The 24,693-nt window shown below is 70.5% G+C and carries 21 protein-coding genes and 1 tRNA gene; 12 read left to right on the top strand and 10 right to left on the bottom strand.

The annotated features are described in order from the left end of the window. Window positions 1–605: 605 nt before the first annotated feature. A tRNA-Met gene (locus tag WMF44_RS03265) sits at window positions 606–682 on the bottom strand. Between the two features lie 210 nt (window positions 683–892). Then, complete coding sequence (locus WMF44_RS03260; protein WP_437297652.1) at window positions 893–3,241, bottom strand: ATP-binding domain-containing protein; 2,349 nt, start codon at window positions 3,239–3,241, stop codon at window positions 893–895. Window positions 3,242–3,589: 348 nt separating this feature from the next. On the opposite strand from WMF44_RS03260, the gene WMF44_RS03255 reads away from it, so the two are divergent. Together WMF44_RS03255 and WMF44_RS03250 are read left to right on the top strand one after the other, a co-directional pair. Beyond that, the gene (locus WMF44_RS03255; protein WP_437297651.1) at window positions 3,590–4,093 is read left to right on the top strand and encodes a hypothetical protein; all 504 of its coding nucleotides are present in this window, start codon (window positions 3,590–3,592) and stop codon (window positions 4,091–4,093) included. Window positions 4,094–4,313: 220 nt separating this feature from the next. Then, the gene (locus tag WMF44_RS03250; protein ID WP_437297650.1) at window positions 4,314–5,408 is read left to right on the top strand and encodes a GHMP family kinase ATP-binding protein; all 1,095 of its coding nucleotides are present in this window, start codon (window positions 4,314–4,316) and stop codon (window positions 5,406–5,408) included. Window positions 5,409–5,569: 161 nt separating this feature from the next. Here the strand turns inward: WMF44_RS03250 and WMF44_RS03245 are convergent, their stop codons facing one another. Further along, window positions 5,570–6,712 (bottom strand): D-alanine--D-alanine ligase family protein, encoded by a 1,143-nt coding sequence (locus tag WMF44_RS03245; RefSeq protein WP_437297649.1) that lies wholly within the window; start codon window positions 6,710–6,712, stop codon window positions 5,570–5,572. A gap of 115 nt (window positions 6,713–6,827) precedes the next feature. Beyond that, window positions 6,828–7,160 (bottom strand): hypothetical protein, encoded by a 333-nt coding sequence (locus WMF44_RS03240; protein WP_437297648.1) that lies wholly within the window; start codon window positions 7,158–7,160, stop codon window positions 6,828–6,830. 283 nt (window positions 7,161–7,443) lie between these two features. On the opposite strand from WMF44_RS03240, the gene WMF44_RS03235 reads away from it, so the two are divergent. Continuing rightward, entirely contained in the window at window positions 7,444–7,707 is a 264-nt protein-coding gene (locus tag WMF44_RS03235) for a hypothetical protein (protein ID WP_437297647.1), read from the top strand. Window positions 7,708–7,809: 102 nt separating this feature from the next. On the opposite strand, the gene WMF44_RS03230 is transcribed toward WMF44_RS03235, so the two are convergent. The 4 genes from WMF44_RS03230 to WMF44_RS03215 form a co-directional block, all read right to left on the bottom strand. Then, window positions 7,810–8,241: a DUF6968 family protein gene (locus WMF44_RS03230; RefSeq protein ID WP_437297646.1), complete on the bottom strand. Its 432-nt coding sequence runs from the start codon at window positions 8,239–8,241 to the stop codon at window positions 7,810–7,812. Window positions 8,242–9,070: 829 nt separating this feature from the next. Then, complete coding sequence (locus tag WMF44_RS03225; RefSeq protein WP_437297645.1) at window positions 9,071–9,661, bottom strand: hypothetical protein; 591 nt, start codon at window positions 9,659–9,661, stop codon at window positions 9,071–9,073. Between the two features lie 772 nt (window positions 9,662–10,433). After that, window positions 10,434–10,706 (bottom strand): hypothetical protein, encoded by a 273-nt coding sequence (locus WMF44_RS03220; RefSeq protein ID WP_437297644.1) that lies wholly within the window; start codon window positions 10,704–10,706, stop codon window positions 10,434–10,436. Further along, window positions 10,691–10,873 carry a hypothetical protein gene (locus tag WMF44_RS03215; protein WP_437297643.1) on the bottom strand — a complete coding sequence of 61 codons (183 nt, stop codon included), beginning with the start codon at window positions 10,871–10,873 and terminating at the stop codon, window positions 10,691–10,693. Before WMF44_RS03215 ends, WMF44_RS03220 begins: the two co-directional genes overlap by 16 nt. A 21-nt stretch (window positions 10,874–10,894) precedes the next feature. On the opposite strand from WMF44_RS03215, the gene WMF44_RS03210 reads away from it, so the two are divergent. From WMF44_RS03210 to WMF44_RS03185, 6 genes are all read left to right on the top strand, one after another. After that, entirely contained in the window at window positions 10,895–12,253 is a 1,359-nt protein-coding gene (locus tag WMF44_RS03210; protein WP_437297642.1) for an EVE domain-containing protein, read from the top strand. A 110-nt stretch (window positions 12,254–12,363) separates the two neighbouring features. Further along, window positions 12,364–13,344, top strand: coding sequence for a type VI secretion system Vgr family protein (locus WMF44_RS03205; protein ID WP_437297641.1), 981 nt, complete (start codon window positions 12,364–12,366; stop codon window positions 13,342–13,344). Further along, window positions 13,341–14,963: a type VI secretion system tip protein TssI/VgrG gene (gene tssI / locus WMF44_RS03200; RefSeq protein ID WP_437297640.1), complete on the top strand. Its 1,623-nt coding sequence runs from the start codon at window positions 13,341–13,343 to the stop codon at window positions 14,961–14,963. The genes WMF44_RS03205 and tssI overlap by 4 nt, the downstream gene beginning before the upstream one ends. 1,720 nt (window positions 14,964–16,683) lie before the next feature. Then, window positions 16,684–17,952 (top strand): hypothetical protein, encoded by a 1,269-nt coding sequence (locus WMF44_RS03195; RefSeq protein ID WP_437297639.1) that lies wholly within the window; start codon window positions 16,684–16,686, stop codon window positions 17,950–17,952. 142 nt (window positions 17,953–18,094) lie between these two features. Next, complete coding sequence (locus WMF44_RS03190; RefSeq protein ID WP_437297638.1) at window positions 18,095–18,511, top strand: PAAR domain-containing protein; 417 nt, start codon at window positions 18,095–18,097, stop codon at window positions 18,509–18,511. An 11-nt stretch (window positions 18,512–18,522) separates the two neighbouring features. Then, complete coding sequence (locus WMF44_RS03185; RefSeq protein ID WP_437297637.1) at window positions 18,523–19,968, top strand: hypothetical protein; 1,446 nt, start codon at window positions 18,523–18,525, stop codon at window positions 19,966–19,968. 53 nt (window positions 19,969–20,021) lie between these two features. On the opposite strand, the gene WMF44_RS03180 is transcribed toward WMF44_RS03185, so the two are convergent. Further along, the gene (locus WMF44_RS03180; protein WP_437297636.1) at window positions 20,022–21,383 is read right to left on the bottom strand and encodes a retroviral-like aspartic protease family protein; all 1,362 of its coding nucleotides are present in this window, start codon (window positions 21,381–21,383) and stop codon (window positions 20,022–20,024) included. Between the two features lie 61 nt (window positions 21,384–21,444). Beyond that, on the bottom strand, window positions 21,445–22,434 hold the full coding sequence (locus tag WMF44_RS03175; RefSeq protein WP_437297635.1) for a hypothetical protein: 990 nt from the start codon (window positions 22,432–22,434) through the stop codon (window positions 21,445–21,447). Window positions 22,435–22,643: 209 nt separating this feature from the next. Between WMF44_RS03175 and WMF44_RS03170 the strand changes: the two genes are divergently transcribed. Genes WMF44_RS03170 through WMF44_RS03160 form a run of 3 tightly spaced genes read left to right on the top strand, consistent with a single transcriptional unit; the run spans window position 22,644 to window position 24,639 of the window. Beyond that, window positions 22,644–23,189 carry an RNA polymerase sigma factor gene (locus WMF44_RS03170; RefSeq protein ID WP_437297634.1) on the top strand — a complete coding sequence of 182 codons (546 nt, stop codon included), beginning with the start codon at window positions 22,644–22,646 and terminating at the stop codon, window positions 23,187–23,189. Next, window positions 23,189–23,935 (top strand): tetratricopeptide repeat protein, encoded by a 747-nt coding sequence (locus WMF44_RS03165; RefSeq protein WP_437297633.1) that lies wholly within the window; start codon window positions 23,189–23,191, stop codon window positions 23,933–23,935. The genes WMF44_RS03170 and WMF44_RS03165 overlap by 1 nt, the downstream gene beginning before the upstream one ends. Continuing rightward, window positions 23,932–24,639 (top strand): hypothetical protein, encoded by a 708-nt coding sequence (locus WMF44_RS03160; RefSeq protein ID WP_437297632.1) that lies wholly within the window; start codon window positions 23,932–23,934, stop codon window positions 24,637–24,639. Before WMF44_RS03165 ends, WMF44_RS03160 begins: the two co-directional genes overlap by 4 nt. Window positions 24,640–24,693: the final 54 nt, after the last annotated feature.

Raw genomic sequence — 24,693 nt, 5'->3', positions numbered from 1 at the left:
GCGCGCCATGTCCACGAACGCGCCACCAACGCCAGACCAGCGCCCGACCAAGGCGCAACGAACGCACGACGAACGCGCTCGGATCGCGGCGGCCTCGCCGGGGGGCGCGGCTGCGCGACGAGCGGACCGAGGCCGCGGATGTGGCGCTGGCGAACCGCGCCTGTACCGGCCCCGTAGCGCTGCGCACTTTCCGGGCGACACCGCCGACGGACAGGGCATCGGAGCGGCGGCGCGCCGGAGCCGCAGAGAGCGATGGAGTTCGCGCCATCGACGCTCGATGTTCCAGAAGGGGTGAGCGCCTTATCGCCCTTGCGCTCGAGCCGCTCCGTGCCGCCGCGCTCCGATGGGAAGAAGACCGGGACCCAGGGCGCGCGAGGCCGCCGGGGCGACCAGGACCTCTCCCGAGAGGCACACACGAAGCGAGCAGGCAAAGCGCGCGGCGCGCGACGAGCGGCGCTCGCCTGAAGGGGCCGGACGGCGGGATCGCTCAGGCCGCCTCTCCGGTCTCCCGCTCGGCGTCGGCGGACAGACCCTGAAAACGAAAAACGCGAGGTGGCCTTTCCGGCCAATCCTCGCGTCCTCTTGCTACTTTGCTACTTGGGTCGTGGTTGCGCGGGCGGGATTTGAACCCACGACCTTCGGGTTATGAGCCCGACGAGCTACCAGGCTGCTCCACCGCGCGAGAGGGAATCTACTCACGGCCTCGCTCCGGTCAAGGATTCTCTCACGGCCCGGTGTCGATTGTGTCCACTCCCCTTGCCGATGCGTTGCCGATGCGTTGCCGATGCGTTGCCGATGCGTTGCCGATGCGTTGCCGGTGCCTTGCCGATGCCTTCCGAGAGCGGCGGCGCAGCTCGGCTGCGCTCGAGCGGTCCCTTCGTCGCCCTGCCCCTCAGCCCAGCCAGTCCGGCACGAGCGGCGACGGCGCCGCCGTCGAGATCACCCAGAGCTGGTGCGCCGCGCGCGTCGCCCCGATGTGGAGCAGGTGCCGCGACTCGTCGTCCGCCGAATAGGTCGACGCGTTCACGTCGACCAGCACCACGTAGTCGTACTCGAGGCCCTTCACCTGGCGGACCTCGGTCACCTCGACGCCGGGGCGGAACGCGAACTCGTAGGCGCGCACGCGCCGGAGGTTCGGGATCTCCGCCATCCTGAGGGCGTCGTAGTAGACGTCCGCCTGCTCGGGGTGGCGCGCCAGGATCGCCAGCGTCGCGCGGGGCTCGCGCGCGAACAGCGGGCGGATCGCGTCGGCCAGGAACGCGACGGCCGCGCCGGCGCTCGGGAAATGGTGGTGCTCGACCGGCGCCCCGCTGCGCGGGGCGAGGGGCGGCGTCGGATCGGCCAGCGGGCCCAGCACCGCGCGGGCGAACGCGAGCACCTCGCGCGTCGAGCGGTACGCGATGCGCAGCGGCTCGACGTCGACCCGCGACAGGCCGAGGTCGTCGAGCGTCGCCCGCCAGTCGCGGAAGCCGGAGTCCATGAAGAGCCGCTGCGCCGTGTCGCCCGCCAGCGTCACGCTGCGCGGCTCGGCCACGACGCCGAGCAGCACCGCGAGGTCGATCGGCGCGAGATCCTGCGCCTCGTCCACGAAGAGGTGCTCGTAGACGAGCACGTTCTTCCCCTTGCGGAGCTCGCCCCGGAGCAGCTGGTACGCCCGCAGGAGGAGCGCGTCGTCCTCGGGGTCGAGCACCGCGCGGTCGTCGCTCGAGACCTCGCGCCCGTCCCCGCCCCGGTCGTCGTCGTCCGCGGGCTCGTCGGCCATCGCCGCCTTGCGCTCGGCGCGGTCGCCGGGGTCGAGGTCGAGCACGGCGGGGCAGCGGTCCGCGCACCAGCGCCACGCGCGCTTCACCTGCTCCGGGCCGAACTCGGGGTCGCCCGCCGCCTCGAAGGCGGCCATCACCCGGTCGAGATCGGTGAGCACGTCCGCCCAGAACGCGAGGGTGCCGCGCGAGTCGCGCCGCGCCCGCGCGTCGTCCTTGAGCTCCGCCGCGCGCTGCTCGAGGAGGTGGAGCATGGCCGGGTGGGTCTTGTAGCGGGTCACGACCGAGGGCGTGTTCTCCTCGACCGGCGCCTCGAGCCACGGGAACGCGCGCTTCCGGGCCGCGCGCGCCCACTCGGAGAACGTCTCGACCGCGATGCCGCCCAGGCCGAGCGCGGGGAGCGCCTCGCTGATGTACGCGCGGAGCGCGGGGCTGCCGACGATGACGAGCATCTTGTCGGCGGTGAAGCGGCGGCCTCCGTTGTAGGAGAGGAAGGCGAGCCGGTGGACGCCGATCGTCGTCTTGCCGCTGCCGGCGCCGCCCTGGATGACCACGATGCCGCCGTCCGGCTTCGAGATGAGCTCGAACTGCCGCGGATCGAGGAGCGCCGCGATCTCCGGGAGGTGCCGGTCCTCGCGGGCGTGGAACGCCGCCCCCGTCCCGAGCCCGCCGCGCGCGCCGCCCGCCGCCGCGCGCGCGATGTCGCGCATGTCCTCGGGGCGCACCGCGCTGCCCTGCCCGCCGGAGAGCTCGGTCGCCCGCGTCGCGATCTCTCGGAAGCCGCCCGAGGGCCCGCGCACGATCGTCCCCTGCGGCGCCGAGATGCGGTAGAGCTCGCCGTCGTCGATGGTCACGGTGCGCCGCACGAGCACGGTGCCCTCGACGTCGCGCTCGCCGAAGGTCTCCTCGTACTCCGCGCCCTCCTCGTAGCGGTAGTAGATCTGGCTGACCGGGGCGTGGCGCCAGTCGACGATCCGCACGCCCGCGCTCGCGTCGACGAGCGTCGTGCGCCCGATGAGGACGTCGCGCTCGGGGCGGCCCTTCTCCCGGAGGCGCAGGTGGCCGAAGTAGGGCGACTTCGGATCGACGGGCTCGACGACGTTCTCGTTCCGCCGCGCGGCGATCCCTTGCAGGCGCTCCATCTGCTGCACAAGCGCCGGCACGTCCTCCAGCCGCGCCGCCGCGATCTGATCGCGCAGCGAGAGGAGCTGCTCCTCGTAGTTCTCGGCGGGCGGCGGGCGCGACGGCTTGGTCGCGGCGGCGGCGAGGTGCGCGGTGACGCGGGCGAGCAGCGCCTCCTCCTCGCGCACGATCGCCGCGCCGTGCTCGCTCAGCCCGGCGCCGGGCGCGCCGGGCGCGCCGTTCGCAAGCTCGGGTGGCGCGGGCGGCGCGGGCCGGGCGGGCGTCGTGATGGTGGCCGAGGACGGCGCGGTGGACTGCTCTCGGGTGGGCGTGGGGCTCGTAGAACGATTCGCGGTCACGGGGATGCCGATGCGAGGGTGGATGAGGTGACAGGCTGAGCCGGAGCGTCAGCACGCCAGACATCCGTCGCGGCCCGTTGACGCAGGAGGGTCGGACCTATTGACCGATCCGGCACAGCTCCGCAACCGCCGCGTGGGGCCCCCCACGCTATCCGCGTTTCGGCGCGTTTTCACGGGCCGGCGCGCGCCTCGACGGGGCGGCTCGCGCCTCGGCGCGCGCCTCGACGGGCCGGCGCGCGCCGCGCGAGCGCCTCGGTGCGTAACGTGCCCCGCGTCCGAGGGCGGATCCGCCGCGGGCGGTGGCGTTCTGGATTGAGGTCACGTGGGCGGACGCCGTACAAGGCAGCGATGCAAAACTGCGCGACCCGGTCCGACCGGCTCCTCGAGCTGATCCTCTTCTCGCTGCGCGATCGCGGGGCGCTCTGTGCGCTGGTCCTCGCCGCCTACCGGGTCGAGCTGACCAGCCTGCTCGACCGCGTCTCCTCGGGCTCGATCGGGGACGACGACGATCGGGAGGTCGCGCCGCACGCCCGGGGAGATCGCGCGGGTGGGTCCCCGGCGCGCGCCCGCGCCGAGGGGCGCCGTGCGGAGGCCCGGATCAGCGAGGAGGACGCGTTCCTCATCTACGATCTCGCCGGGTGCATCGCCGAGGCGGCGGGCGCGGCCCGCCTGCCGGTCGTCCGCCGCGACGCGCTCGCCCTCCGGGAGAAGGCGGCCGAGGTGCACGCCGGCGGCGAGCGCGCTGAGCGGGACATGTTCGCGGCCGGGCTCAGGGTGATCGACCGGATCCTCGACGCGGCCCGCGCGCAGCCCTCGCCGAGGAGCGAGCCCGCGAGCAAGGACCTGAACTGAGCGGAACTGAGCGGAACTGAGCGGAACTGAGAGGAACTGAGCGGAACTGAGCGGAACCGAGCGGAACCGAGCGGAACCGAGCGTGACCGCGCGGGAGCGTGCACGCCGGGCGCTCCATCGATGGCCTGCTCCCTGCACCGGGTGCCGCCGCGGGGCGCTCCGCCTCGGTCCCTGGGGCGGGCTCGCGTCCCGGCGGGTCGCGCTCGCGCCGAAGGACAGCATGAGCATCCCCTGCGCCGGCTCCCTCTCCGCGCCGCGAACGCTGCGAAGCCCGCTGTGGCGCGTGGCCTCGAGCGCGCCGATGCGCGTCTCCTTCGCCGGGGGTGGCAGCGACCTGCCCGGCGTCGCCCGACAGGACGGCGGGCGCGTCGTGGGCGCCGCGATCGATCTGCGCGCGCGCGTGATCGTCGAGCCGTTCGATCGAGGCTGGGTGCGGCTCGAGCTCGCCGCGCGCGGCGAGGCACCGGCGGAGCTGCGCCCGACCGAGGGCGCCGGCGGCGCCGGCGGGGCGCGCGTCCTCCTGCGGCGCCGCGCGGATCCTCCGCGCGACGATCTCGCGTTCCGCCTGATCGAGGCGACGCTCTCCGCGGCGGGCGTGGGCGACGGGGTCGCCCTGCGGGTGGAGAGCGAGACGTCGCCCGGGGCTGGCCTGGGCGGCAGCGCGTCGGTGGCGGTGGCGGCGCTGTTCGCGCTGCGCGCCTCGCTCGGAGAGGCCGTGGCGCCGGAGGATCTGGCGCGCGAGGCGGTCGCGATCGAGCGCGAGCGCCTGTGCAACGCGTGCGGCGCGCAGGATCAGGTGTTCGCGGCGTTCGGGGGGCTGCTCGATCTCGCCTTCGACGCCGGCGGCTGCTCGGGGGTGCGGCCGCTCGCGATCGGCTGCCCGGACCTCGTGCCCGCGCTCTCGGCGGGGCTGCTGCTCGTGGACACGGAGGTGCGGCGCGTGTCGGGCGAGGTGCTGGATCGGATGGACGCCGGCTCGGCGTGCGACGCGAAGGGCGAGCTCGTGGCGGCGGCCGGCGAGGTCGCGCGCGGCTTCGAGATCGGCTCGCTCTCGCTGGTGCTCTCGGGCATGCGCCGGGGCGCGGCCGCGAAGGTGCGCCTCTCGCGTGCGGCGAGCGCGCTCGCGCTCTCGCTGGAGCGGCGGCTCGACGGCCTCGGGGTCGAGGTCCTCCGGGTGTGCGGCGCGGGCGGCGGCGGGCACATCCTCGTGTGGGCGCCCGCCGAGCGCCACGCGCGCATCCTCGAGGCGCTCGGCCCGCGCCTCGTGCGGCGCCCAGCGCTCGGCGCCCCCGGCGTGCGGCTCGACGCGGGCTGACGCGCGCCGCGCGGCGCTAGAACACCGATCACGTCGATCGAGCGAGAAGTGAACCGCCAAGGCGCCATAAGACGCCAAGATTTTTGTGATTTTTTGGCGTCCTTGGCGCCTTGGCGGTTCGAATTCTGCTCTCTTCTGGCGGTTTCAACCCGTTTGTCGCTCTAGGCGCTCGTCTTGAGGCGGGCCTTGCGCGCGCCGCGCTCGAGCGCGAGCCCGATGAGGCGCTCGATCAACTCGCGCGCGGGGATGCCGCTCGCCTCCCAGAGCTTCGGGTACATCGAGATCGCCGTGAAGCCGGGGATGGTGTTGATCTCGTTCACGTAGAGCGCGCGATCGGGCGAGAGGAACAGGTCGACGCGGGCCATCCCCGACGCCTCCAGCGCGCGGAACGTGCGGAGCGCGACCAGCTGCACGGCGTTCGCCTCGGCCGGGGAGAGGTCGGCCGGGATCCGGATCGTGGCCCCGTCGGCGTCGATGTACTTCGCGGCGTAGGAGTAGAAGCCGTCGGCGTGCCCGACCACGATCTCGCCGGGCACGGAGGCGATGGGGTCGTCGTCGCCGAGCACGGAGCACTCGATCTCGCGCACCCCCTCGATGCCCTGCTCGCAGACGATCTTCAGATCGAACTCGAAGGCGTGCTCGACGGCCGCCTCGATCTCGGAGCGCGCCTTGACGCGCCGGACCCCGACGGACGACCCGAGGTTCGCGGGCTTGACGAAGATCGGCCCGAAGCCGGCGCCGCCGGCGGCGGAGAGGGCGGCGATCTGCTCGATGCACGCGCCGCGATCGCGGTCCCACGCGGCCCGGCGGAGGGTGACGTGGGGGACGATCGGGATCTCGGCCTCGCGGAGCAGGCGTTTCATCACGTCCTTGTCCATCCCCACGGCGGAGCCGAGCACGCCGGAGCCGACGTACGGGACGCCGGCGAGCTCGAGGAGGCCCTGGACGCAGCCGTCCTCGCCCGTGGGCCCGTGCAGGACGGGGAAGACGACGTCGATGGGGGAGCGCGAGCCGCCCGGCACGGTCAGCGTGGCCTCGCCGGCGGGCCCGGGGTGGGCGTCGAGGGCGATCTCCGGCATCGCCTCGTTCAGCCGGGCGAGGCGGGGGTCGCGCGCCGCGCCGAGGAGCAGCGCCTCTTCCTGGAGCAGCCAGCGGCCGGACTTGTCGATGCCGATGAGCACCGGCTCGAACCGGTCGCGGTCGAGCGCCTCGACGACGAAGCGGGCGGACAGGAGGGAGATCTCGTGCTCGGCCGAGCGGCCGCCGAAGAGGACGGCGACGCGCACCTTGGCGGGGTTCCGCATGGCGGCACCCTAGCCGCGATCGCGCGCGGGGGTGAAGAAGCCGGCGGCTCGAGCGACGCGAGCGGCTCGGGCGACGCGAGCGACTCGAAGAATGACGGCTACTCGGAGAGGACGGCTACTCGGAGAGGACGCGGAACGACGTGCGTACCGTCGCCATCGCCACGCGCGCGACGTGGCCGTCGGCGAGCTCGACGTCGACGGCGGTGAGCTGGCCCTGGCGCTCGATCAGCCTGGCCACGCTCACCCTGGAGCCCCGGGCGACCTCGGCGCGCGCGACCTTGACGTCCGCGAGCGCCTCCAGCTGGGCGCCGACGGCGATGCCGTTCGCCACCTTTGCCGGCGTCTCCTCGCTCGCGCCCGCCGCTCCGGCGGGGACGACAACGGCCAGCGCCGCGACGACCGCAACGAGGAGGCCGCCCGTCGTGCTCCTTCGACTGCAGGTGAGCATCGGGCCCGATTCTACGCGGAAGGAGAGCGATGTCACCTGCGTTGTCACCCGATCGGGTGGTCCGTCCAGGAAACCCTCCGCGACGACATCGAGCGCGCCTGTCGGCGCGGAACGCAGGGGTGCATCGTCCACCTGGGGCTGCCCACTCGGGTGGGCACCCGGGCGGGGAGCTCCGCGCGCTCTGGACGCGGCCGCCCTGGCGAGCTCCGCGACGCGACATCGCGCTCGGCAAAAAGGGTCCCAATCTGCGGACCTCGCTCGTGTCCGAACAAGGCGAGGAGGCATGATGAAGTCGCGATCGCTTATTTCACTCACAGCCGCGCTGCTGTTTCTCGGCGTCTCGATCCCCGAGGCCGCTGCCGAGGACAGGACACCGACCAAGCAAGAGAATTACAGTTACACGTTCACCGACGATCTTCTGGATGCCTCGAACAGCTCCGCGACCGGCGCCATGCTCCAGGTGCGTCAGCTCGGGCGTCGCGACAGGCTGCTCCGGCCGAGACTCCACTTCATTCCGGAGATGCTCAAATCGGTCGAAACGATGTGATGGGGAACGCCGCCTTCTCGACGGACAAGGAGCCGACGAGGAAAGGATCACGCATCGGTCGATCCGCCCCGCCCACGGGACGGCACGGGCATCGCGCCGAAGCTAGGCTCCGGTCGATCTCCGGCGCCGCTCGCGCACCTCGCCGAGCTTGAGCACGATCTCGTGCATCCTGCGTTGCTCACGCTCCACCATCTGCTCGAGTTCGCGCTGAAACCACACGCCGAGCGTGCTCTCGATCGGGCGCGGGAGCCCCAGATCGCCCGGCTCCTCGGTCATCCAGAGGAGCTGCAGCCCGGAGGCCTCCAGCTGGTTGCGCGCGTACTGCATCGCGAGCTGGATCGCCTGCACACCGTCGATCCCGTACACGCACTTGCTGCATCCGTCGTCCAGGCCCTCGAAGACGACGGGACACGCCCAGTCCACCCCAGGAGGGCTCACCTCGAACGGCCGTCCAATCTTCAAGATGATTTCTCGCCCAGGCTGACCTTCCACGCTGTAGCGACGCTCCGCGATCGGCGAATCCTTCTGATCCATGCGATGAGGCTAGTACGAGAACTCGACCGTGCAATACACGAGCCAGCCAAGGGAGCTGGCATGCACATTTTCCCAGCACCGGCGGCGCCTGTTCCGTGGCTGCGCTCGGCAGAACTCCTCCCTGGCTTCGTACGAAGCGAGCGCGAGCGTCTTGCAGAGCTCCAAGGCGCCGCGTTCGCCTGCGAGCGATTCCGTGGAGGCCGTCCTGCTGACGGCTTCGCAGCTGCCCCGGACCGCTTCGTCGCTGCCCATTTCGCCTCGCACTCCCGGCGCCGCCTCCTCGGGATCGCAAGATGTTCACGACAGACATGAAGCATCCACACCCACCGGAATGGCCGCGGAGGCGATGCTCCCGGCCGTAACGTCTCCGAGATGCACGGAGCGCGCGAGATTGTCGCAACCACGGGCGTCGGCTCCCCTGGCGACAGCGATCGCCATAGGCACGGACCGCGATGGACCGGAGTGATGACGGACGGAAGGATCGCCTCCTTTGCACCAGGAGCGCGGCATCCGCCTGCACGCGAGGGCTCGGCGGGGGAGCGGTGCGGAGCCGTGAGGTTCTGAGCCGACAATGCGGTGCTCAAGCTGCACCCACACCCAGGAGGATTGAGCTCAGAAGCGCTTGCGCTGCGCCCCGGTGTCCGTCGAGCGACGGTGAACCCGGGCGCCACGTGGCTTAGACGAGCCCCCTGCTCATCGTCGCTCAGGAGATGCAGCACATGCCAGTTGGCGGTGCATCGTCACAGGCCATGCTGCCGAGCTCGTCGAGTCTGCACGCTCGCGGCCTCTCCTGGGGCCGCATCAGCGCGCTCCCCCGCCCTGGTCGAGGCTACGCCTCTCCGGAGCTCGGCAGCTCGGCCGAGGCCGGCGTGCGGGTCCGCCTGGCGGCGGCCGCGGCGGCGACGTTCTTCCGCATGAAGTCGACGACCGGGGCGAGCACGTCCATGACCTTCCGGTCGGTCTGCGCGTGGGCCTTGGCGATGCGGTAGGCCGCATAGAGCGACTCGCGGAACTTGATGGCGGTATAGAGCGTCGAGTCGCCGAGCTCGCCGCCCACCGAGGAGAGGCTCGCCGCGACGTCGCTGAAGAGCAGGTGCTTCTCGATCCGCTCGCGGAGCAGCGCCGTCTCGAAGCGGTTCGGGTCCATGCCTTCGTCCTGATCGGCCAGCGACTCGAACAGGGCCGGCTTCATGTCGACCACGTCGAGCACCTTGTGCAGCATCGCGTGCTCGCCGTCACGCAGCCTCGGCGCGGTCTTCCGCTGCTCCTTGGTGAGCGTCACGAGGCCGGGGAAGAGCTCGTCGAGCTTCTCGACGAACTCGGTGGCGAGGGCCTTGGCCTTCCCGGCCCGCACCCGGAACTCGTCGAGCGGCATGTCTTCCCACGTGGTCCACGTCGAATCCTTCTTTCGCGATGCCATGGTTTCCTCCCTCCCATGATGGGGACAAGCAGACGGGATTAGCCGCCAGAGACGTCGTTCGCAACCCGGGGGACCTGGGGAGCACGATCTCGGCAAAGGTGCGGTGTGCTGGCGCGAGACTCTCCCTGGAACGCGAGCGGGGCCTGCGAGGCGCTCGGCTTGGTCACCCCCCCACGCGCCCGGCTCCGACACGCGCGCCGCAGGACCCGCCCGCGATGCGCCCACCCTCGTGGACGCTCGTGGACCAGGATCGACAGATCCTCACCGCCGCCGTCAGGCCCGGCCAACCCGGCAACCCGGCGGCCAGGGCGCCGGAGGGGGCGGCCGGGTCACCGGCACCGGAGGCCGGATGGCGCCAGAACCGGTGGCAGGATCAGGTTGGAACGGGCGGCAGGATCACGCCGGAATACGTGGTCATCACAAGCGAGCCAGCCGTCCATCTTCGAGCAGCACCCAGGGAGCTGAAGTCGAGTACGCCTTCCAACGAGAACACAGTCGGAGTCGACGACAACGTCGGCGGCGCCGAGCGGCGCGATGCGATCAGCCACGCGAGACTCGAAAACCACATGTGTTGCGCTAGCGATATCCACAGCGAAGACACTCACTGGATTCGTACGGCTCGCCGCGAAGGCAATAGTCAAGACAGTCGCGACAGAACGTATGACCGCTTGTCGTTATGCGCGTGCAAGGTTGTCGACCTGCGTCGCATGCCCCCATCCTCCAGGTCATTCCGGATACACGCGCGGAGAGGCGGGCGCAACGGTGATTCACATCACTGCTCATGTCCTTGCCACTGCCGTTCATCAGGCCCCCGCTCCGCGGCCGAACCCAAGCAGAGCGCAGCGGGTTGCGATTCGTCGCGGACGAACTCAGCGCGGGCGCGGAGATCGATGCGCACGTCGGCAAACTCGGCGCGGTCATGGCCCACATGCTCGACGAAGGCCTCTCCACGGGATGCATGAAGCGCGAGCTCGTCGAACTCCTGCTCGGGCTGGATATCGGACTGCGCTATTCGGCCGTAGAAGAGTGTCACGAACGTGCGCACGGTCGCGACACGTCGCGCGCGAACCGCTCGATCGCTGCCACGAGCTGGTCGATGGCCGCCAAGAACGGGCCGATGGCTGCCAAGAACGGCTCGATGGCTGCCAAGAACGGCTCGATGGCTGCCAAGAACGGCTCGATGGCCGCCACGAACCGCTCGATCGCTGCCACGAGCCGGGGTACGGTCGTTCCATGCGCGGTGAGCGAAAGCCCGGAGAGCCGTGGAATGAGCAGACCTTCTTCCCGGAGGCAGAAGCCCGGTCGGCGGCCGGTGCTGCGGGCCTCCGGAGCTTGTTCGACGAGGCGATGTCGCTGGCAGGCAACCTCGACGTCGTGTGGGGCAAGGGCGACATGGAGCCACGGTTCATCATCCGACAGGGTGGGAGCTCTGCTGGCGACCTCGTGAGCGGGTGGGCTAGCGGACAGGTCGGGGTTTACGTCGCAGTTCTCCGCGACATTGACGACGAGAAGCAGCGGCTCCTCGACAGACTCGCCGCTGCGCTCGGTGTCCCTGACTGGGTAGAGGCGAAGGAGCCCACCTTCGACGCCGAGCTCCTTGAACAGCGCGAGGTGGCAACGGCGATGCGTAACTTGCTCTTCAGGATGGCCGGACTCGACGGCTCGATGGAGGGGCACCGCTGGGCGCTGTTTGCAAGTCCGGACACGTACCGCGTCGAGGATGCCGTCCGGGACCGCGCGATAGACACGTGGACCACGGCTGGCCGACCGATGAAAATCGGCGATCGCGTTCTGGTTTGGCGCGGGAAAGGCCGCGGCGGTCGGCGGGGCGTCGTTGCCTTCGGCGAAGTCGTCGAGGGCCCCCGTGGCATGCCGGATCACGAGAACCCGTACTGGGTGACGCCGCCCGGCCCCGGCGACGTTGAAGACCGCGTCCGCGTCCGATACGTCACGCCGCCGGGCCTTCCACTCTGGTTCGATGAACACGAGGACGTGCTCTCCGGCCTGTCGATCGCCCGCGAACGCGGCGGCACGGTCTTCAACGTCACCCCCGAGCAGTGGGAGACCGTCGTGGCTGCGGCCGGCGGATGGACTCAGCGAGCGCCCGTCCCAGAGGCAATGCAACTCGGCTCGGCGTACCGCCATGCAGACGAAACCAATGTCCTCACCTCGCGCGCTCCCTTTGTCGAGGTAGATTTCGAGAAGATCGAGCGCGGCAATTATGGACACGCGAAAACGCAGAATGCCCTCGCCGACTTCCTTCAGAGCCACGGTCTCCAGCCACGCTCGCCGTCCCCGAGCGAACCGGAGTACGACCTCGCCTGGAAAGTGGGCACCACGATCTTCGTGGCTGAGGTCAAAAGCATCACCGATATGAACGAGGAACGGCAGCTCAGGCTCGGGCTCGGTCAAGTGCTTTGGTACGCGCACCTGCTCAAGGGCGGAGGGAGGACAATTGCACCTGTCCTTGTCGCAGAGCGGGAGCCGCGGGATCCGAGGTGGGGCGAGATGTGTGAGGCCCTCGGGGTCCGGCTCGTGTGGCCGGATACGTTCGCAAGCGCACTCGATGAGCGGAATGTGTCCAGCCGCTGACGACCTCTCACAGCTCGACCTGGTAGACGCCTCCGACGCCGGTCGATCCGGGGCGCCGCGCGCCACGAGCTCGACGCCGGCAGCACCGCGATGTCTGATAGATTGCGCCCGTGATCAGCGACTCCATCGAGCTCCACGCCGGGCCGTTCACGCCTTCGGACCTGCGCGTCGTCTCGTTCCGCGGGCGTGAGGCGCTCTCCGAGCTGTTCTCGTTCCAGCTCGTCGTGCAGGCGGCCCCCGAGCTCGAGGGCCGCGACGCCGAGCTGCTTGGCCGCCTCGCCTCTTTCATCCTGCGCGACGGCCGCGGCGCCGAACGCCGCATCGAGGCGCTCGTCGACCAGGTGCGCGCAGACGCCACGTTCACCCCGCGGATCGGTCCCACCTGGCACCTCCGCCTCGTCCCCCCGCTCACGCTGCTCAGGCGCCGGACCACGAGCCGCATCTTCCAGGACGCGACCGTGCCGCAGATCCTCCAGCACGTCCTCGCCGCAGCCTCGCTCCCGGTCGAGCTCCGCCTCTCGCGGACGTACGCGGTCCGGAGCTACTGCGTGCAGTACCGCGAGAGCGACCTCGCGTTCGTGCGGCGGCTCGCTGCCGAGGAAGGCATCACCTCGTGCTTCGCGGACGCGCCGGCCGGGGTTCCAGGCAGCGTGGCCCGCGCGCCGGTCATCTTCCTGGATGATCCAGTGCACTACCCCGCAGCGCTCGACAACGGCCGGGGCGTCCTCACCCTGCGTCCTGAGGAGGGTCTGACACCCACAGGACTGGAGATCGTCGCCTTCGGCTTGCAGCGATCGCTCAAGCCCAGCTCCGTGCATCTCCGGGACTACGATTTCCGCCGGCCGAACCTGGTTCTGAAGGAGCGGGCCGGGAACGCGGCGAGCGGGCCGCCTGCGCTGGACGTGTACCAGCACCACGCCGACTACGACACACCGGAGGTCACGCCAGACCGCGCGCGGGTGTTCCTGGAGCAAACCCAGCGCCGATCGGTCGAGGGCAGGGGCGAGAGCTGGGTCCGCGCGCTCGCTCCTGGACGCCGCTTCGAGCTCAGCGCCGAGGCCTCCCCGGGATCGAGGGCGCCTACGCCGTGACCCGCGTCGTGCACGAGGGACACACCCCCGAGCTGTCCGGCCGCCCCGCGGAGCGCACCTACCACAACCGCTTCGAGTGCATCCCAGCAACGGCGCTGCTCAGGCCGCGTGCGCCGACGCGCAAGCCGAGGCAAGTCCTCGAGACGGCGGTGGTCACCGGGCCGGCAGGGCACGAGGTGCACACCGACGAGCATGCGCGCGTGAAGGTGCAGTTCCACTGGGACCTCGATGGGCAGCGCAACGAGAAGAGCTCGGCCTGGCTGCGTGTCGCTCAGAGCTGGGCGGGAGCGTCGTTCGGCTCGCAGTTCATCCCGCGCGTCGGCATGGAGGTGCTGGTCGGCTTCCTCGGCGGGGACACCGACTGCCCGGTGGTGCTCGGGTGCCTGTACAATGCGACCCATCCGCCGCCGTTCCCGCTGCCGGCGGAGAAGCTGAAGAGCGGCCTGCGAACCCAGAGCTCGCCCGGCGCGGGCGGGGCGAACGAGCTGTCCTTCGACGATCGTGCGGGCGAGGAGCGCATCGGCATCTTCGCAGAGCGCAACCTCGAGGAGGTTGTCCAGCACGACCACACCACGATGGTCGGTCACGATCAGCGGATCACGGTGCAGGGCGATCGCACCGTCACCGTGAGCCGGGACCAGACGACCTCCGTGCAGGGGAGCCGCACCGAGAGCGCCGCCGGGTCGGCGATCGAACGGATCGGCCAGAACCGGCTCCTCGCGGTGCAGGGGTCGCAGCACGTGGCCGTCGATGGCGACTTGAGCTGTGTGGTGGGGAGGGATGTGGACGTCGCAATCAAGGGCCGCCTGGGCGCGACGGTCGGCACCGAAGAGAACGAGGCCGTCGCGACGCTCGACGTGCATGGCGACGGCGCGGTGGCGACCACGGGGAGCATGCGCGTCAAGGCCACCCGGTCGCTGCGGCTCTCGTGCGGGGCGAGCACCATCGAGCTGACCCCGGACGAGATCAAGCTCGACGCCAAGGCCATCACCATCCTGGGCGGTAGTTCGGTCTCGCTCCTCGGCAAGGGGCCGGCGCTCTACCTGACGGACAAAGCGCTCGTCGACGCCAAGACCATCACCATCAAGACGCCGCAGTCGTTCCTGAAGCTGGACGAGGACGCGAGCCTGCAGGGCAAGCTGGTGAAGCTGAACTGCGACGCAGTGGATGACGGGGAGGAGCCCGAGCAGGAGAAGGAGCAGCTGAAGTCGTTCCGCGTCCGCGTGGCGGACGTCTACGAGAAGCCGTACGCCCACAAGAAGTACCGGCTGATGGTCGACGGCGTGAAGTACGAGGGCCACACGACCGACGATGGGATGGTCGAGCAGGACCTGCCGCCGACAGCGGAGACGGGCGAGCTCGTGGTGTGGATCAAGGAACCCGACAAGGAGCCGACGCTGAAGTGGCGGCTCAAGCTCGGCGACCTGCCGCCCATGGACACGCCGCACGGGATACGGCTGCGGCTGAAAAACCTCGGCTACTACCGAATCACCGAGGGACAGACCGAGGGAGCGGAGGTCGCTGCGATCAAGGCGTTCCAGCGCGATCAGGGCCTCGAGCCCACCGGCGCCCTCGACGACGAGACGCGCGGGCGGATCGAGGCGGCGCACGGGCATTGACCGGACCGATGAATTGATGTTGCGGCATGAATCCACGAAGAAGGAACTCAACCCATGCGTTCGCCGAGATCCGAGAACGGTGCTTGTCTAGCCGCTGTGATCGTGGCATGTGCCCTTATTTCCTGCCGGCCAGGCGGCGCTGCGCCAGGTACCCCCGCGCTCGGCGGAGACATCGCGCAGCGTGCACCGAGCGCCGCGGAGCCATCTTCCCCGCGACCAGAGCGCTCGTTTGACAAGGTCGCGGATCTGCCCGGCCGTGCCGCCCGTCTGTGGCCCCTGGAAGGCGGCCAGATCCTGCTGGAGCGCAATGGCACCTCCTTTGCGTTGATCGATGGCGATCATGTAGGGCCGACGGCAGAGATAGTCGAAGGTCTGCCTATGGATTCCTCCGTACCCGAGGGAGAGGTGAGATCCCTCGTCGGGCGCTGGCCCGATGCGGTGTGGATGGTCTTGCGCACCGCGGACAACTCGAGCCGGACCTATCCCTTCTACCATGAGAGCGTGTTCCGCCTCGGAGGTGCTCGCTGGAAGATGGTCCACCAGGTACCAGCAGGCGACTACTCCGATGACCTCTACCAGGGCCTGTGGGATCAAGGCCGAGGGTGCCTGGTCGGCTTGCTCGTGGACAAGGAGGACGCCGCCGACGCCTGGACGGCACACGGGGAGGTGCTCGATTGTCCTGGGCAACCCGTGCCGCGTCCCTCGTTCAAGGCGACGAACGACAAGAAGTACGGTATATCCGCGGCGCGGGGCTGGCACTCGGGAGACGTGCTGGCGATCGAGGCGCACGCTGCAATGAAGGAAGGCGAACCAGTTCCGGTCCGGCTCGTCCTGTCCCGACCGGGGCCTCCGAACAGGACCGAGATTCTCCTCCCACTGCCGCCCGAGATCCAGCGCGACAAGCGGAAGTTCTACCCATGGGGCATCCGCCTGCTCGGAGAGAGTCCGACCGACGTCTACGTCGTCGGCAATCACGAGCTCGGTATGGAGGCGCCTTATGGGATCTACGGGCATTACCCAGCGGAGGATAAGCCGCCGCCGATGCTCTTCCATTTCGACGGGACCGCCGTCGCGGAGATGCCTGCTCCGCCGACAAGGAGGATCCTGAATGCCGCTCGCGGGCAGGACGGCACGCTCGTGATCCTCGGCCTGGCGCGAGACGCTTCCCGAGGTGGGAAGGCTGTGGAGGTCTGGGCTCTCCCGCGAGGCGGCGCCTGGATGCAGGTACCGATGCCCGTCGATCCAGAGGCGAAGGCCGCGTACGTGCCGGAAAGCGTCGCGGCGCGGTCGCTGTCCGAGATCTGGGTCGTAGGCGTTCACGAGAAGAGCGAAAAGGATCGGCGGCTCGCCCTCTTCCGCTCCCACCGCCTGACCGCGCCGGGCTCGAGCCTGACGCACGGTGCCGGTAGCCAGCTCCGCAGGACATTTGGTCGGCCAAGGCATGATCACGTGCCGGCGCTCGTTGCAAGCCGCCCCCTGGCTCCTGGTACACTGCACCACTGTTCAGCACTCTCTTCGATCTGGCACCGGACGGGCGACGGCGGAAGCGAGCAGGGACATGGCAGCACGAAGCGTACTGTGCACTCTGGTGAACTATACGGGCGAGCCGCTCACGTTCGTGGGCCCTCCTCAGCTCGACCACGGGATCCTCACCCCGGGCCAAGAACCACCACCCACGTGCGGAGCGACAGCGGTCTGGTCAGCCGAGTCCGACGGCTTCATGACCGGGACCGAGGGCCGCGTGACCTACCGCGGCTCGAGCGGCTCCGTGACGCTGTACTGGAACAACCCCTTCGTCGGCGGCAACGACTACGGCGCCACCCCCGGCGGTGCTTACATCCTCACCAAGGTGCAAGGCCCGAAGGTGGGCAGCAACGTGAACGCCACCTACGTCGTGGACCGCAGGAAGGAGCCGGAGCCGGCCCCAGCGCCGGAGCCGGAGCCGGAGGCGGATGCCGCCGACGAGGCCGCCCCCGCGCAGGCACGACCGCTGGCCGAGCGGCCAGAGGAGCCGGGAAGAAGCAGCCACGTGCCCAAGGGGACAGGGCAGGTCACCGTGGTCAGTCCCAAGGACTGGCTCGTCGACATCGCCTGGCAAGCCGTCAACAGCATCGAGTGGAGCCCGCTGGTCCTCGAGATCACCGAGAACCGACACGGCAGCCAGAGCGGCGCTGCATGTCCGGGCATGCTGCCCACCTTCCCTGGGGTCAAGGAGAAGGGGAAGTGCCAGCGACCGCACGAGGCGAGGGCAGCGGCACGAGAGGCGAAGTACACCGCAGCGCTCGAGCGGCTCAAGAAAGAGGGAATGGAAGAAACGCTCGCCAGAGTCAAGGCGCGCGATGAATCGAACATGAATCCGAATGACTTTCACTCCTGGTGCGGCGACTTCGTGTCCTGGGTGTTCTGGAAGGCCTGGGTCTTGCGCGGCAGTCCGGAGGACAAGATCTCGCGCGCAGAGCTCGGCAAATTCCTCAACCGTGAAGCCATCAACGGTGAGTGGAAATTCGGACAGAACTTGAACATGGTGGAGGCCTATGCAAAGGGACTCCCGCTGGAAGTATTCCACCAGAATCAGCAAGCGAAAGGCACGCCCACTGGCCTCCTCGTCTGGCATCCTCCGGGCGACGGGTATGCGCCCAGGCCGGGAGATATCTTCATGGCCGACCGCAAAGCCGGAGGTCACATATCCATCGTTGCATCCTGTGAGCCTGAAGCGTTCTACGCCCCGTCTGATAAGCAACGGCAGCGTCCGCATTATCGATTCATGACGCTGGACGGAAAATCCTTCGATTTCCGTGACGACGACGGCGAGGCCGGCTGGAACGAGGCCCTGGCGAATCTCAGCCCCGAAGAGCGCAAGAAGGTCCAGCTTCCGCAAGGAAGGTGGCAGGGTGTTGCCCAGAACAAGCGCAGCACCGATGGCAAGAAGGATCCGCTCCGCGGTTTCATCGACACCTCCAAGCTCAGGGAGGCCCTCGGGTACCGTTGATACGGGAATAGAGCAGAATAATGACAGCGCGCAACGTACTGTCCGTTCTGGTGAATCAAACCGGCGAACCACTCCCATTCGTGGCTTCTCCTCAACTCGACCACGCAGTGCCGTGAGCGGCGCAGGGTAGCTCGGAGAGAACATGCCGTCGCAGCCCCCCAAGCCAGGAAAGCCCGCCGCGAAGCAAGGCGACAAGGTCATCGGCGTCGACACGCACCTGGTGATGGTGCCCTCGCCCGGGGGGCCTGTGCCGACGCCGACGCCGATGCCGTTCAGCGGGGACCTGTCCGGCGAGCTGAGCACGAATGTCCTCGTCGAGGGCAAGCCGGCCGCGGTCCAGGGCAGCACCGCGGCGAATGCGCCCGCGCACGTGCCCACTGGAGGTGCCTTTCAGCGTCCTCCGTCGAACCAGGCTCGGATCCAGGCGGGCAGCAAGACGGTGCTCATCAACAACAAGCCTGCCGCGCACCTCGGCGATCCGGCCCTGACCTGCAACGACCCGGCCGATGCGCCGAACGGGAGCGTGATCGCAACCGGGACCGTGCTGGTCGGCGATTAGGGAGTCGAGAGGTGGCGGACGCGAGGAAGGCGGCAGTGGCGGCATCGCCGGCGAGGGAAGCGGCCTCGCTGGCGCAGTACGCCGCCGTCAAGGCCGCGGTGACCGAGGGGTTCCCGCTTGCGGACGTGCTCGCAGTCGAGGGGCTGACGCCGCGCGCGTTCGCGCGGGCCGATCTCGCCTGGAAGCAGCGGCTGGTCGCCGAGCCGGAGCTGCTCGCGGCGTACGAGCTGGAGCTGGCGCAGGCGGAGGACTGGCTAGAGCGATCGGTCGAGCCGCTCGCGGAGGACGCGGCCGCCTGGGCGAGCTTCCTCGCCGCCTTCGAGGCGCATCCGGCGCCGTTCGAGCTGCTGCACGGGAATGATCTGGGCATGAACGACGTCTCCCGGCTCCGCCGCCGCTGGACGCGGCGCGCGGAGGAGGATGCGAAGCTCGGCGAGCTCCTCGTGGAGCTTCGTGCGAAACCGGGGAAGCTTGGACCGCTCCGGGTCGGCTCCCGTGTGCTGAGACCGTCGAGGGTTGCCGCCTTGTCTGCGCGGTCCGCGCCGTCTTCCGGCGGGGCGGCGGCCCCGAAGGCGCTGCAGGGCACGGGACCCCTGCTGGACGTGCCCCGAGCCGCGGTGGTCCCCTTCATGCCCGCGCAAGGCGCAATCTCGATCGAGAGGGCCGAACCGAAGCCTCCACGCGCTGCGGAGTCGCTCACCGGCACGGCGCCCCTGCCCGACATTCCACGGGGGGCGGCGCTGCCATTCCCGCGGTCCACCATGCCGGCGGCGGTGAAGCCCCCGCCGCCCGTGGTCGCGGAGACCGGGCCGCTCGTGGACGTCCCCCGCGGCCCAGCTCTGCCGTTCGCGCCCGGGGCATCGGCGGCTCCTCGGCCACCCACGCCGACAGCCCAGCCGCAGCGGCCACGGGCACATCGGGAGGCCGCGGTGACATCACCGGTGCAGGCGCTGCCGCGAGGCCCGGCGATTCCCTTTGCCGAAGCGGCTCCGGCGAGGCCTGCCGGAGCGCCGGCCTCATCGAAGCGGGCTCCGCAGGCTCCGGCTCAGCTCGGAGAGACGTCCCTGAGCCTCGAGATCCCCCGTGAGCTGTTGAGACAAACCGCGAGCGCGCAGGCGGCGGTGACCGGAGCCACCTCCCAGAGCTCCACGCCGCCGCCATCTCCCTCGCCGTCGAGCAAAGCTGGCACGAGCGGGCCAGCGCCCCTCGCCGAGCCGATCGACATCGTCCTGCCGCTCGCCCAGTACGCCGCGCTCTGCGCCGAGCTGTCCCTGTTCCCTGACGCGGCCGAGGAGATCTTCCGGCGATACGGGCTGAGCTCCGCCGAGAGGCGGTCAGCTGTCGATGCAACCTGGAAGGAGCGGCTCCGCGAGCGACCGACGGAGTACGCACGATGGCAGGAGATGTTCCGCCAGCGCCATGCGCACTTCGCGAAGCGCGGTAGGCCTGCAGGGTAATCCACCTCGATCTCGCCATCGGGCTCGCCCGCTGCTCCGCGACACGGAGCCGCTCATCGAGCCGGCGCGGGCCCCTCATGGACCTCCGCCACCTCCTCGTCGCCTGCCTTCGCCGCCGCGTCGTGGTCCGCTGCCGCCGCCCCGCCGTCATCCGCTGCTGCCGCCTCGTCCTCGTCGCCCGCCGCCGCAGCGATCGCCGTCTCCTCGGTCCACGGCGCCGCGCCGGGCGGCGGCGGCGAGAGCGTGGTTCCCTTCTCGGTCGACCGCTCGCGGAACCGGAGCAGGAACGACTGCCCCAGCACGCCCGCCACGCCGGGGAGGTCCTCCACGATCGCGAGCTTCACGCTCGGGGCCGAGGCGCCTTCCACCTCCAGCCGGCCGGCGACGGCGATCTTCGCCTCCTGAAGGCCGCTCGGCGTCCACACCCGCAGCACACGCGGCCCGGCGGAGAGGCCGATCCGGTCCGCGAACGCCCTCTGTACAAGCACGTGGCTCACCATCGCATCGACGACGAAGACGCCCTTTTCCTTGCCGTCGATCGCTGCTTCGCCTCGAGCCAGGCGGTCCTCCCCGCGCGGCAAGAGCGCCTGTCCGGTGACGGCGAGAGGCTGGCAGTCGGCCGAGGTGGCGAGCTGGCTCGCCATCTCCATCACGGTGAAGCCAGACCACCCCACGAGCCGCGTCCCTTCATCGGCATGGTAATAGAGGAGCTGGGCGAGCGGCGCGATGCTGTCGCACGGGCGGCGGAGATCCTGATAGACGCGCGCCAGGCGGACGGGCGCCCCCCGCTGGTACGGGTGGAGCGCGATGCATTGCTCGTAGTCGGCGGCCGCCTCCTCGAGCTTCCCCTGGCGCTCCCGCGACGCGGCGCGCCCGCAAAAGGCGTCCCCGTCGGCCGGGTTCTGCTCGATCAGCCGCGTCGCCGCGCGCTCCGCCCCGGAGTACTCTCCGCGGCGGTTGTGGGCGGCGCGGATCTTCCAGAGCACCCTGGGCTCGTGGCCGCACGCCGCGAGGAACGCCTCGCCGCGCTCGATCACCTCGCGATCGCGATCGGCGCGACGGAGGAGCTCGGCCAGCGTGAGCATCAGGTCCCCCTCACAGGGGTTCGCCTCCAGCGCGCGCTCGGTCGCGGCGAGGCCCTCCGGCGGTATCCGCACGGCCGCGGCAGCGTGGATGTACGCCGCCGCGACGCCGCCCAGCGCCGCGAGCAAGGCCGCCGTGACGCCCGCGCTCCTGAGCGCGCGACCGCGCCGGATCGCGCGCTCGCAGCCAGCGCAGGCGACCCCGTGGGAAGCGGAGAAGGAGACGCACACGTGGCAGACGGGAGCGCCGCAGCGCGCGCACTCCTCCGTCGAGGGGGCGAGAGCATGAAAGCGGCAGCGCGGGCCTTCCTCGATACGAGTGCGATACGTCACCCTCCCAGGCTAGCATTGCTTGGAGAAGCGCACCGACGCGCTCGCCGCTCGAGATAGACGCCTACGGCACCCAGCTGCCGACGCCGCGGAGCGACACAAGCGCGCCGACCGGCGGCGACCTGTACGCGACCCCGACGCCATCCACCGAGAAATCGTTGCGCCGGAGCGGCACCAGCGCGGCGGCGCCGACCTCGAAGCCGAGCGAACCTGAAAGGCTCGCCAGCGACAGCTCGATCGGCACCGCCAGCCACGTCTTCTCGACGGCGTCGTTCCGCGTGAAGCCGCTCGCCGCCGCCTTCAGCCGTCCAGCATGAACGCCGGAGCACACGTCGAAGCGCAGGCCTCCAACACCCGCGGCCGCGAAGCAGGCGCGCACGGCGCCGCCGAGCATCGTCTCGCGGAGCTCGCCCGGCCCGAGCTCCAGCGTCTGCGGGACGAGCCAGAGCGCGCCGATCGCCGCTCGAAATCGCGCACCGCCGATGCCGAGCTCCGCGGAGAGCGCGGGCGCGAACGGGCGCACCACGCCGAACAGGCCGGCAGCGCCCGCCGCCAGCGTGAGCCGCGTGGCGCCACGTCCGGACGCCGGCGCCTCGCGCTCGCCGCCGCCTGCGGCCGCCGGCGCGGGCCGCGCGACCGGCGGCCGCTCCGCCGAGGCGCTGGGCGAAGGCGCCGGCGCTGGAGGCGCAGGCGGCGGCGCGTCGCGCGCCGTGGCCCCGGGCTCCTGCGGGGACGACGCCTCCCCGTCGCCGTCGGAGTCGAGCAGCAGCGCGAGCGTCACCGCCGCCGCCTGCTCGAGCCCGGCGCAGCTGCGGCTGCGATCGCGCAGCTCGCGCGCGCCGCTCCCGCTGCGGATGGACGCGCGGAAGCCGTCGGCCTCCCGGGTGAACTCGACGACGTAGGAGTCGCTCGCACCCGTCTCGGGCCGGCCGCGCAGCAGCTCGACGCGCTCGATGAGGCGCGCCGCGTCCGGGCAGCTCTCGGCGCCAGCGCCGCGCGTCACGCTCAGCAACGGCTCGATCTGCGCCGCGGCGGTCCCCGAAGCCGCCAGCATCGCACCAAGAACCACCGGAAAAGCGCGACGCCTCCGCATCGGGACGACGCGAGGGTAGCCGCCGCGCGGAGCACGCGCATTTATTTGTGATCGTCCCGGGCCGGCGTCCCCACTAGGGGACCGAGTGGTATCGTCCCTGAACAATTCCGCGCTCGATCTGGCGGCGTCTGCTCGTCTCGTTCGCTGACAGGTCACCGGGACGTCACGGCATGAGCACACCGGACCCCGAGTTTCGAGCCCTCTACGACGCGCACTTCAACTTCGTCTGGTGCTCGCTCAGGCGCCTCGGGGTGCGCGAGGCGGACGTGCTCGACCTGGCGCAGAAGGTGTTCTTGACCGCGCATTTCAAGCTCCCCGAGTTCGAGGGTCGCTCGCTCCTCACGACATGGCTCTTCGGCATCTGCCAGCGTGTCGCGAGCGACTACCGGCGCTCCGCGCGGTTCCGGCGCGAGGTCACGACGGACGCCGCGGAGATGGACCTCTACGGCGGCGCGTCCGAGGAGCTCGCGCTGAGCGCGGAGTCGCGGCAGCGCGCGCAAGCGGCGGAGGCCATCTTGAACAAGCTGCCGGAGCCGCAGCGCCTCGTGTTCGTCCTGTTCGAGCTCGAGGAGAAGTCGGGCCAGGAGATCGCGGACCTGCTGGGCATTTCCGAGGGCACCGTGCGCTCGCGCCTCCGCCTGGCGCGCGAGACGTTCTCGCGAGAGGTCAAGCGCCTCGCGCTTGCACAGGACACGAGCCGAAAGGAGGCCGTGTGATGGGGGATCCTGAGCGGCTGCTGAGCGTCAAGAGCGGGGCGGACCCGCTCGAGCGAGAGCTCCTGGGGAGCGTGCGCCACGTGGGTCCGCCGGAAGGCGCGAAAGAGCGCGCATGGCGCGGCATCGCGGGCCAGCTGGCGGCGGGGACGGCCGTCGGCGCCACGGCCGGCGCGAGCGCCGCCGCTGCCACGAAGGCCGGTGTCGGTTCGCTGTTGCCGTCGGCGCTCTCGGTCAAGGCAGCGGCGGTGCTCGTGGGCGGCGGCCTGGTGCTCGGCGGAGGGTACTGGGCCCTCTCCTCCCCGGACGAGCCGCCTGCGCCCCCCAGCGCGACGGCCCCGGAGCGCGCGCCCGCGGAGGTGCCGCAAGCGCCGGTGCCGTCGACGGCGGAGATAAAGGCACTACCCGAGCCGCCTCTCGATGTGCCCACCGCCGGAGAGCCGACCCGAAAGCCGAGCGGACCGAAGCCGACGGAGACCGATCTTCTGCGCGCGGAGAGCACCCTGCTCACGGAAGCGCGCGCCAAGCTGCGCTCCGGAGACGTGGCGGGAGCCACGGCGCTCCTCGAGCGCCTGCGCGCGCAGTTCCCGAACGGCGTGCTCCGGCAGGAGCGCGAGGTGCTCGCCATCGACGTGCTTGCCGCGCGCGGCAACGCGCAGGAGGCGAAGCGGCGCGCTCAGGCCTTCGTCAAGCAGTATCCCAAGAGCCCCCACAGCGCGAAGCTCAGGCGGTTGCTGGATCAGCCGTGAAGCCCTGCTCGGCCGCTCGCATCATGGCGCTCGGCTGCCTCGCGGCCTCCGGGTGTGATGCGGAGATCACCTCGGTCGGCGCCTGGGCGCCTGTCGTGTCCGGATCGTCGTATATCGAGGCGGAGCTCGGAGAGCTGAGCGACGGCTTCACCGTCGGTGAAGACAGCCGCGCTTCCGGGGGCCGCTTCATCGTGCCCCCTGGCGGAATGCCCTCGGACGAGGCGCCGGGGCTCGAGCGGGCGCGCTACCGCTTCGAGGCGCCGAGCGCGGCAGACTACGTGATCTGGGGGCGGATCCACGCTCCGGGCGCCCTCAACAACCGCTTCTGGTTCCAGGTGGACAGCGGCCCCTGGTACCTCTGGCGCATCAGCGTCGGCGACATCTGGTTCTGGGACGATCTCCACGACAACACGCGTTATGGCGAGCCGCTCCGCTTCCCCCTCTCGGCCGGAGCGCACGAGCTCGTCCTCGCGAACGCCGTCGAGGGCGTCCAGCTGGATCGGCTGTACTTCACGCCGGACGGCGACGAGCCTCCGGGCAACGACACGCCCTGCGATCCGCCACACTCGATCGAGGTCGAAGGGGAATGCCTCCCGAGCTGCGGCGCCTTGAAGGGAACTGCGTGCGGCGACGTCCCGTGCGCCGGGCGCGAATTGCTCGAAGCCTACGATTGCGCTGTGTGCTGCAGCATCGAAGGATCGTGAGCCGGCGGCGCTCCCGCCATCGGGTCGGAGCTCGGCGACCGTAAACCCACCTCT

It is taken from the genome of Sorangium sp. So ce426 (genome assembly GCF_051475585.1).
Classification (GTDB): domain Bacteria; phylum Myxococcota_A; class Polyangia; order Polyangiales; family Polyangiaceae; genus Sorangium; species Sorangium cellulosum_B.
This window is presented reverse-complemented; position numbering and strand designations above follow the sequence as displayed.

Coding starts and splice junctions, on each gene's coding strand:
- WMF44_RS03255 (WP_437297651.1), top strand. CDS start 3,590: ATGCAAAACTGCGCGACCCGGTCCGACCGGCTCCTCGAGCTGATCCTC.
- WMF44_RS03250 (WP_437297650.1), top strand. CDS start 4,314: ATGAGCATCCCCTGCGCCGGCTCCCTCTCCGCGCCGCGAACGCTGCGA.
- WMF44_RS03245 (WP_437297649.1), bottom strand. CDS start 6,712: ATGCGGAACCCCGCCAAGGTGCGCGTCGCCGTCCTCTTCGGCGGCCGC.
- WMF44_RS03240 (WP_437297648.1), bottom strand. CDS start 7,160: ATGCTCACCTGCAGTCGAAGGAGCACGACGGGCGGCCTCCTCGTTGCG.
- WMF44_RS03235 (WP_437297647.1), top strand. CDS start 7,444: ATGATGAAGTCGCGATCGCTTATTTCACTCACAGCCGCGCTGCTGTTT.
- WMF44_RS03230 (WP_437297646.1), bottom strand. CDS start 8,241: ATGGATCAGAAGGATTCGCCGATCGCGGAGCGTCGCTACAGCGTGGAA.
- WMF44_RS03225 (WP_437297645.1), bottom strand. CDS start 9,661: ATGGCATCGCGAAAGAAGGATTCGACGTGGACCACGTGGGAAGACATG.
- WMF44_RS03210 (WP_437297642.1), top strand. CDS start 10,895: ATGCGCGGTGAGCGAAAGCCCGGAGAGCCGTGGAATGAGCAGACCTTC.
- WMF44_RS03195 (WP_437297639.1), top strand. CDS start 16,684: ATGACCGGGACCGAGGGCCGCGTGACCTACCGCGGCTCGAGCGGCTCC.
- WMF44_RS03190 (WP_437297638.1), top strand. CDS start 18,095: ATGCCGTCGCAGCCCCCCAAGCCAGGAAAGCCCGCCGCGAAGCAAGGC.
- WMF44_RS03175 (WP_437297635.1), bottom strand. CDS start 22,434: ATGCTGGCGGCTTCGGGGACCGCCGCGGCGCAGATCGAGCCGTTGCTG.
- WMF44_RS03170 (WP_437297634.1), top strand. CDS start 22,644: ATGAGCACACCGGACCCCGAGTTTCGAGCCCTCTACGACGCGCACTTC.
- WMF44_RS03165 (WP_437297633.1), top strand. CDS start 23,189: ATGGGGGATCCTGAGCGGCTGCTGAGCGTCAAGAGCGGGGCGGACCCG.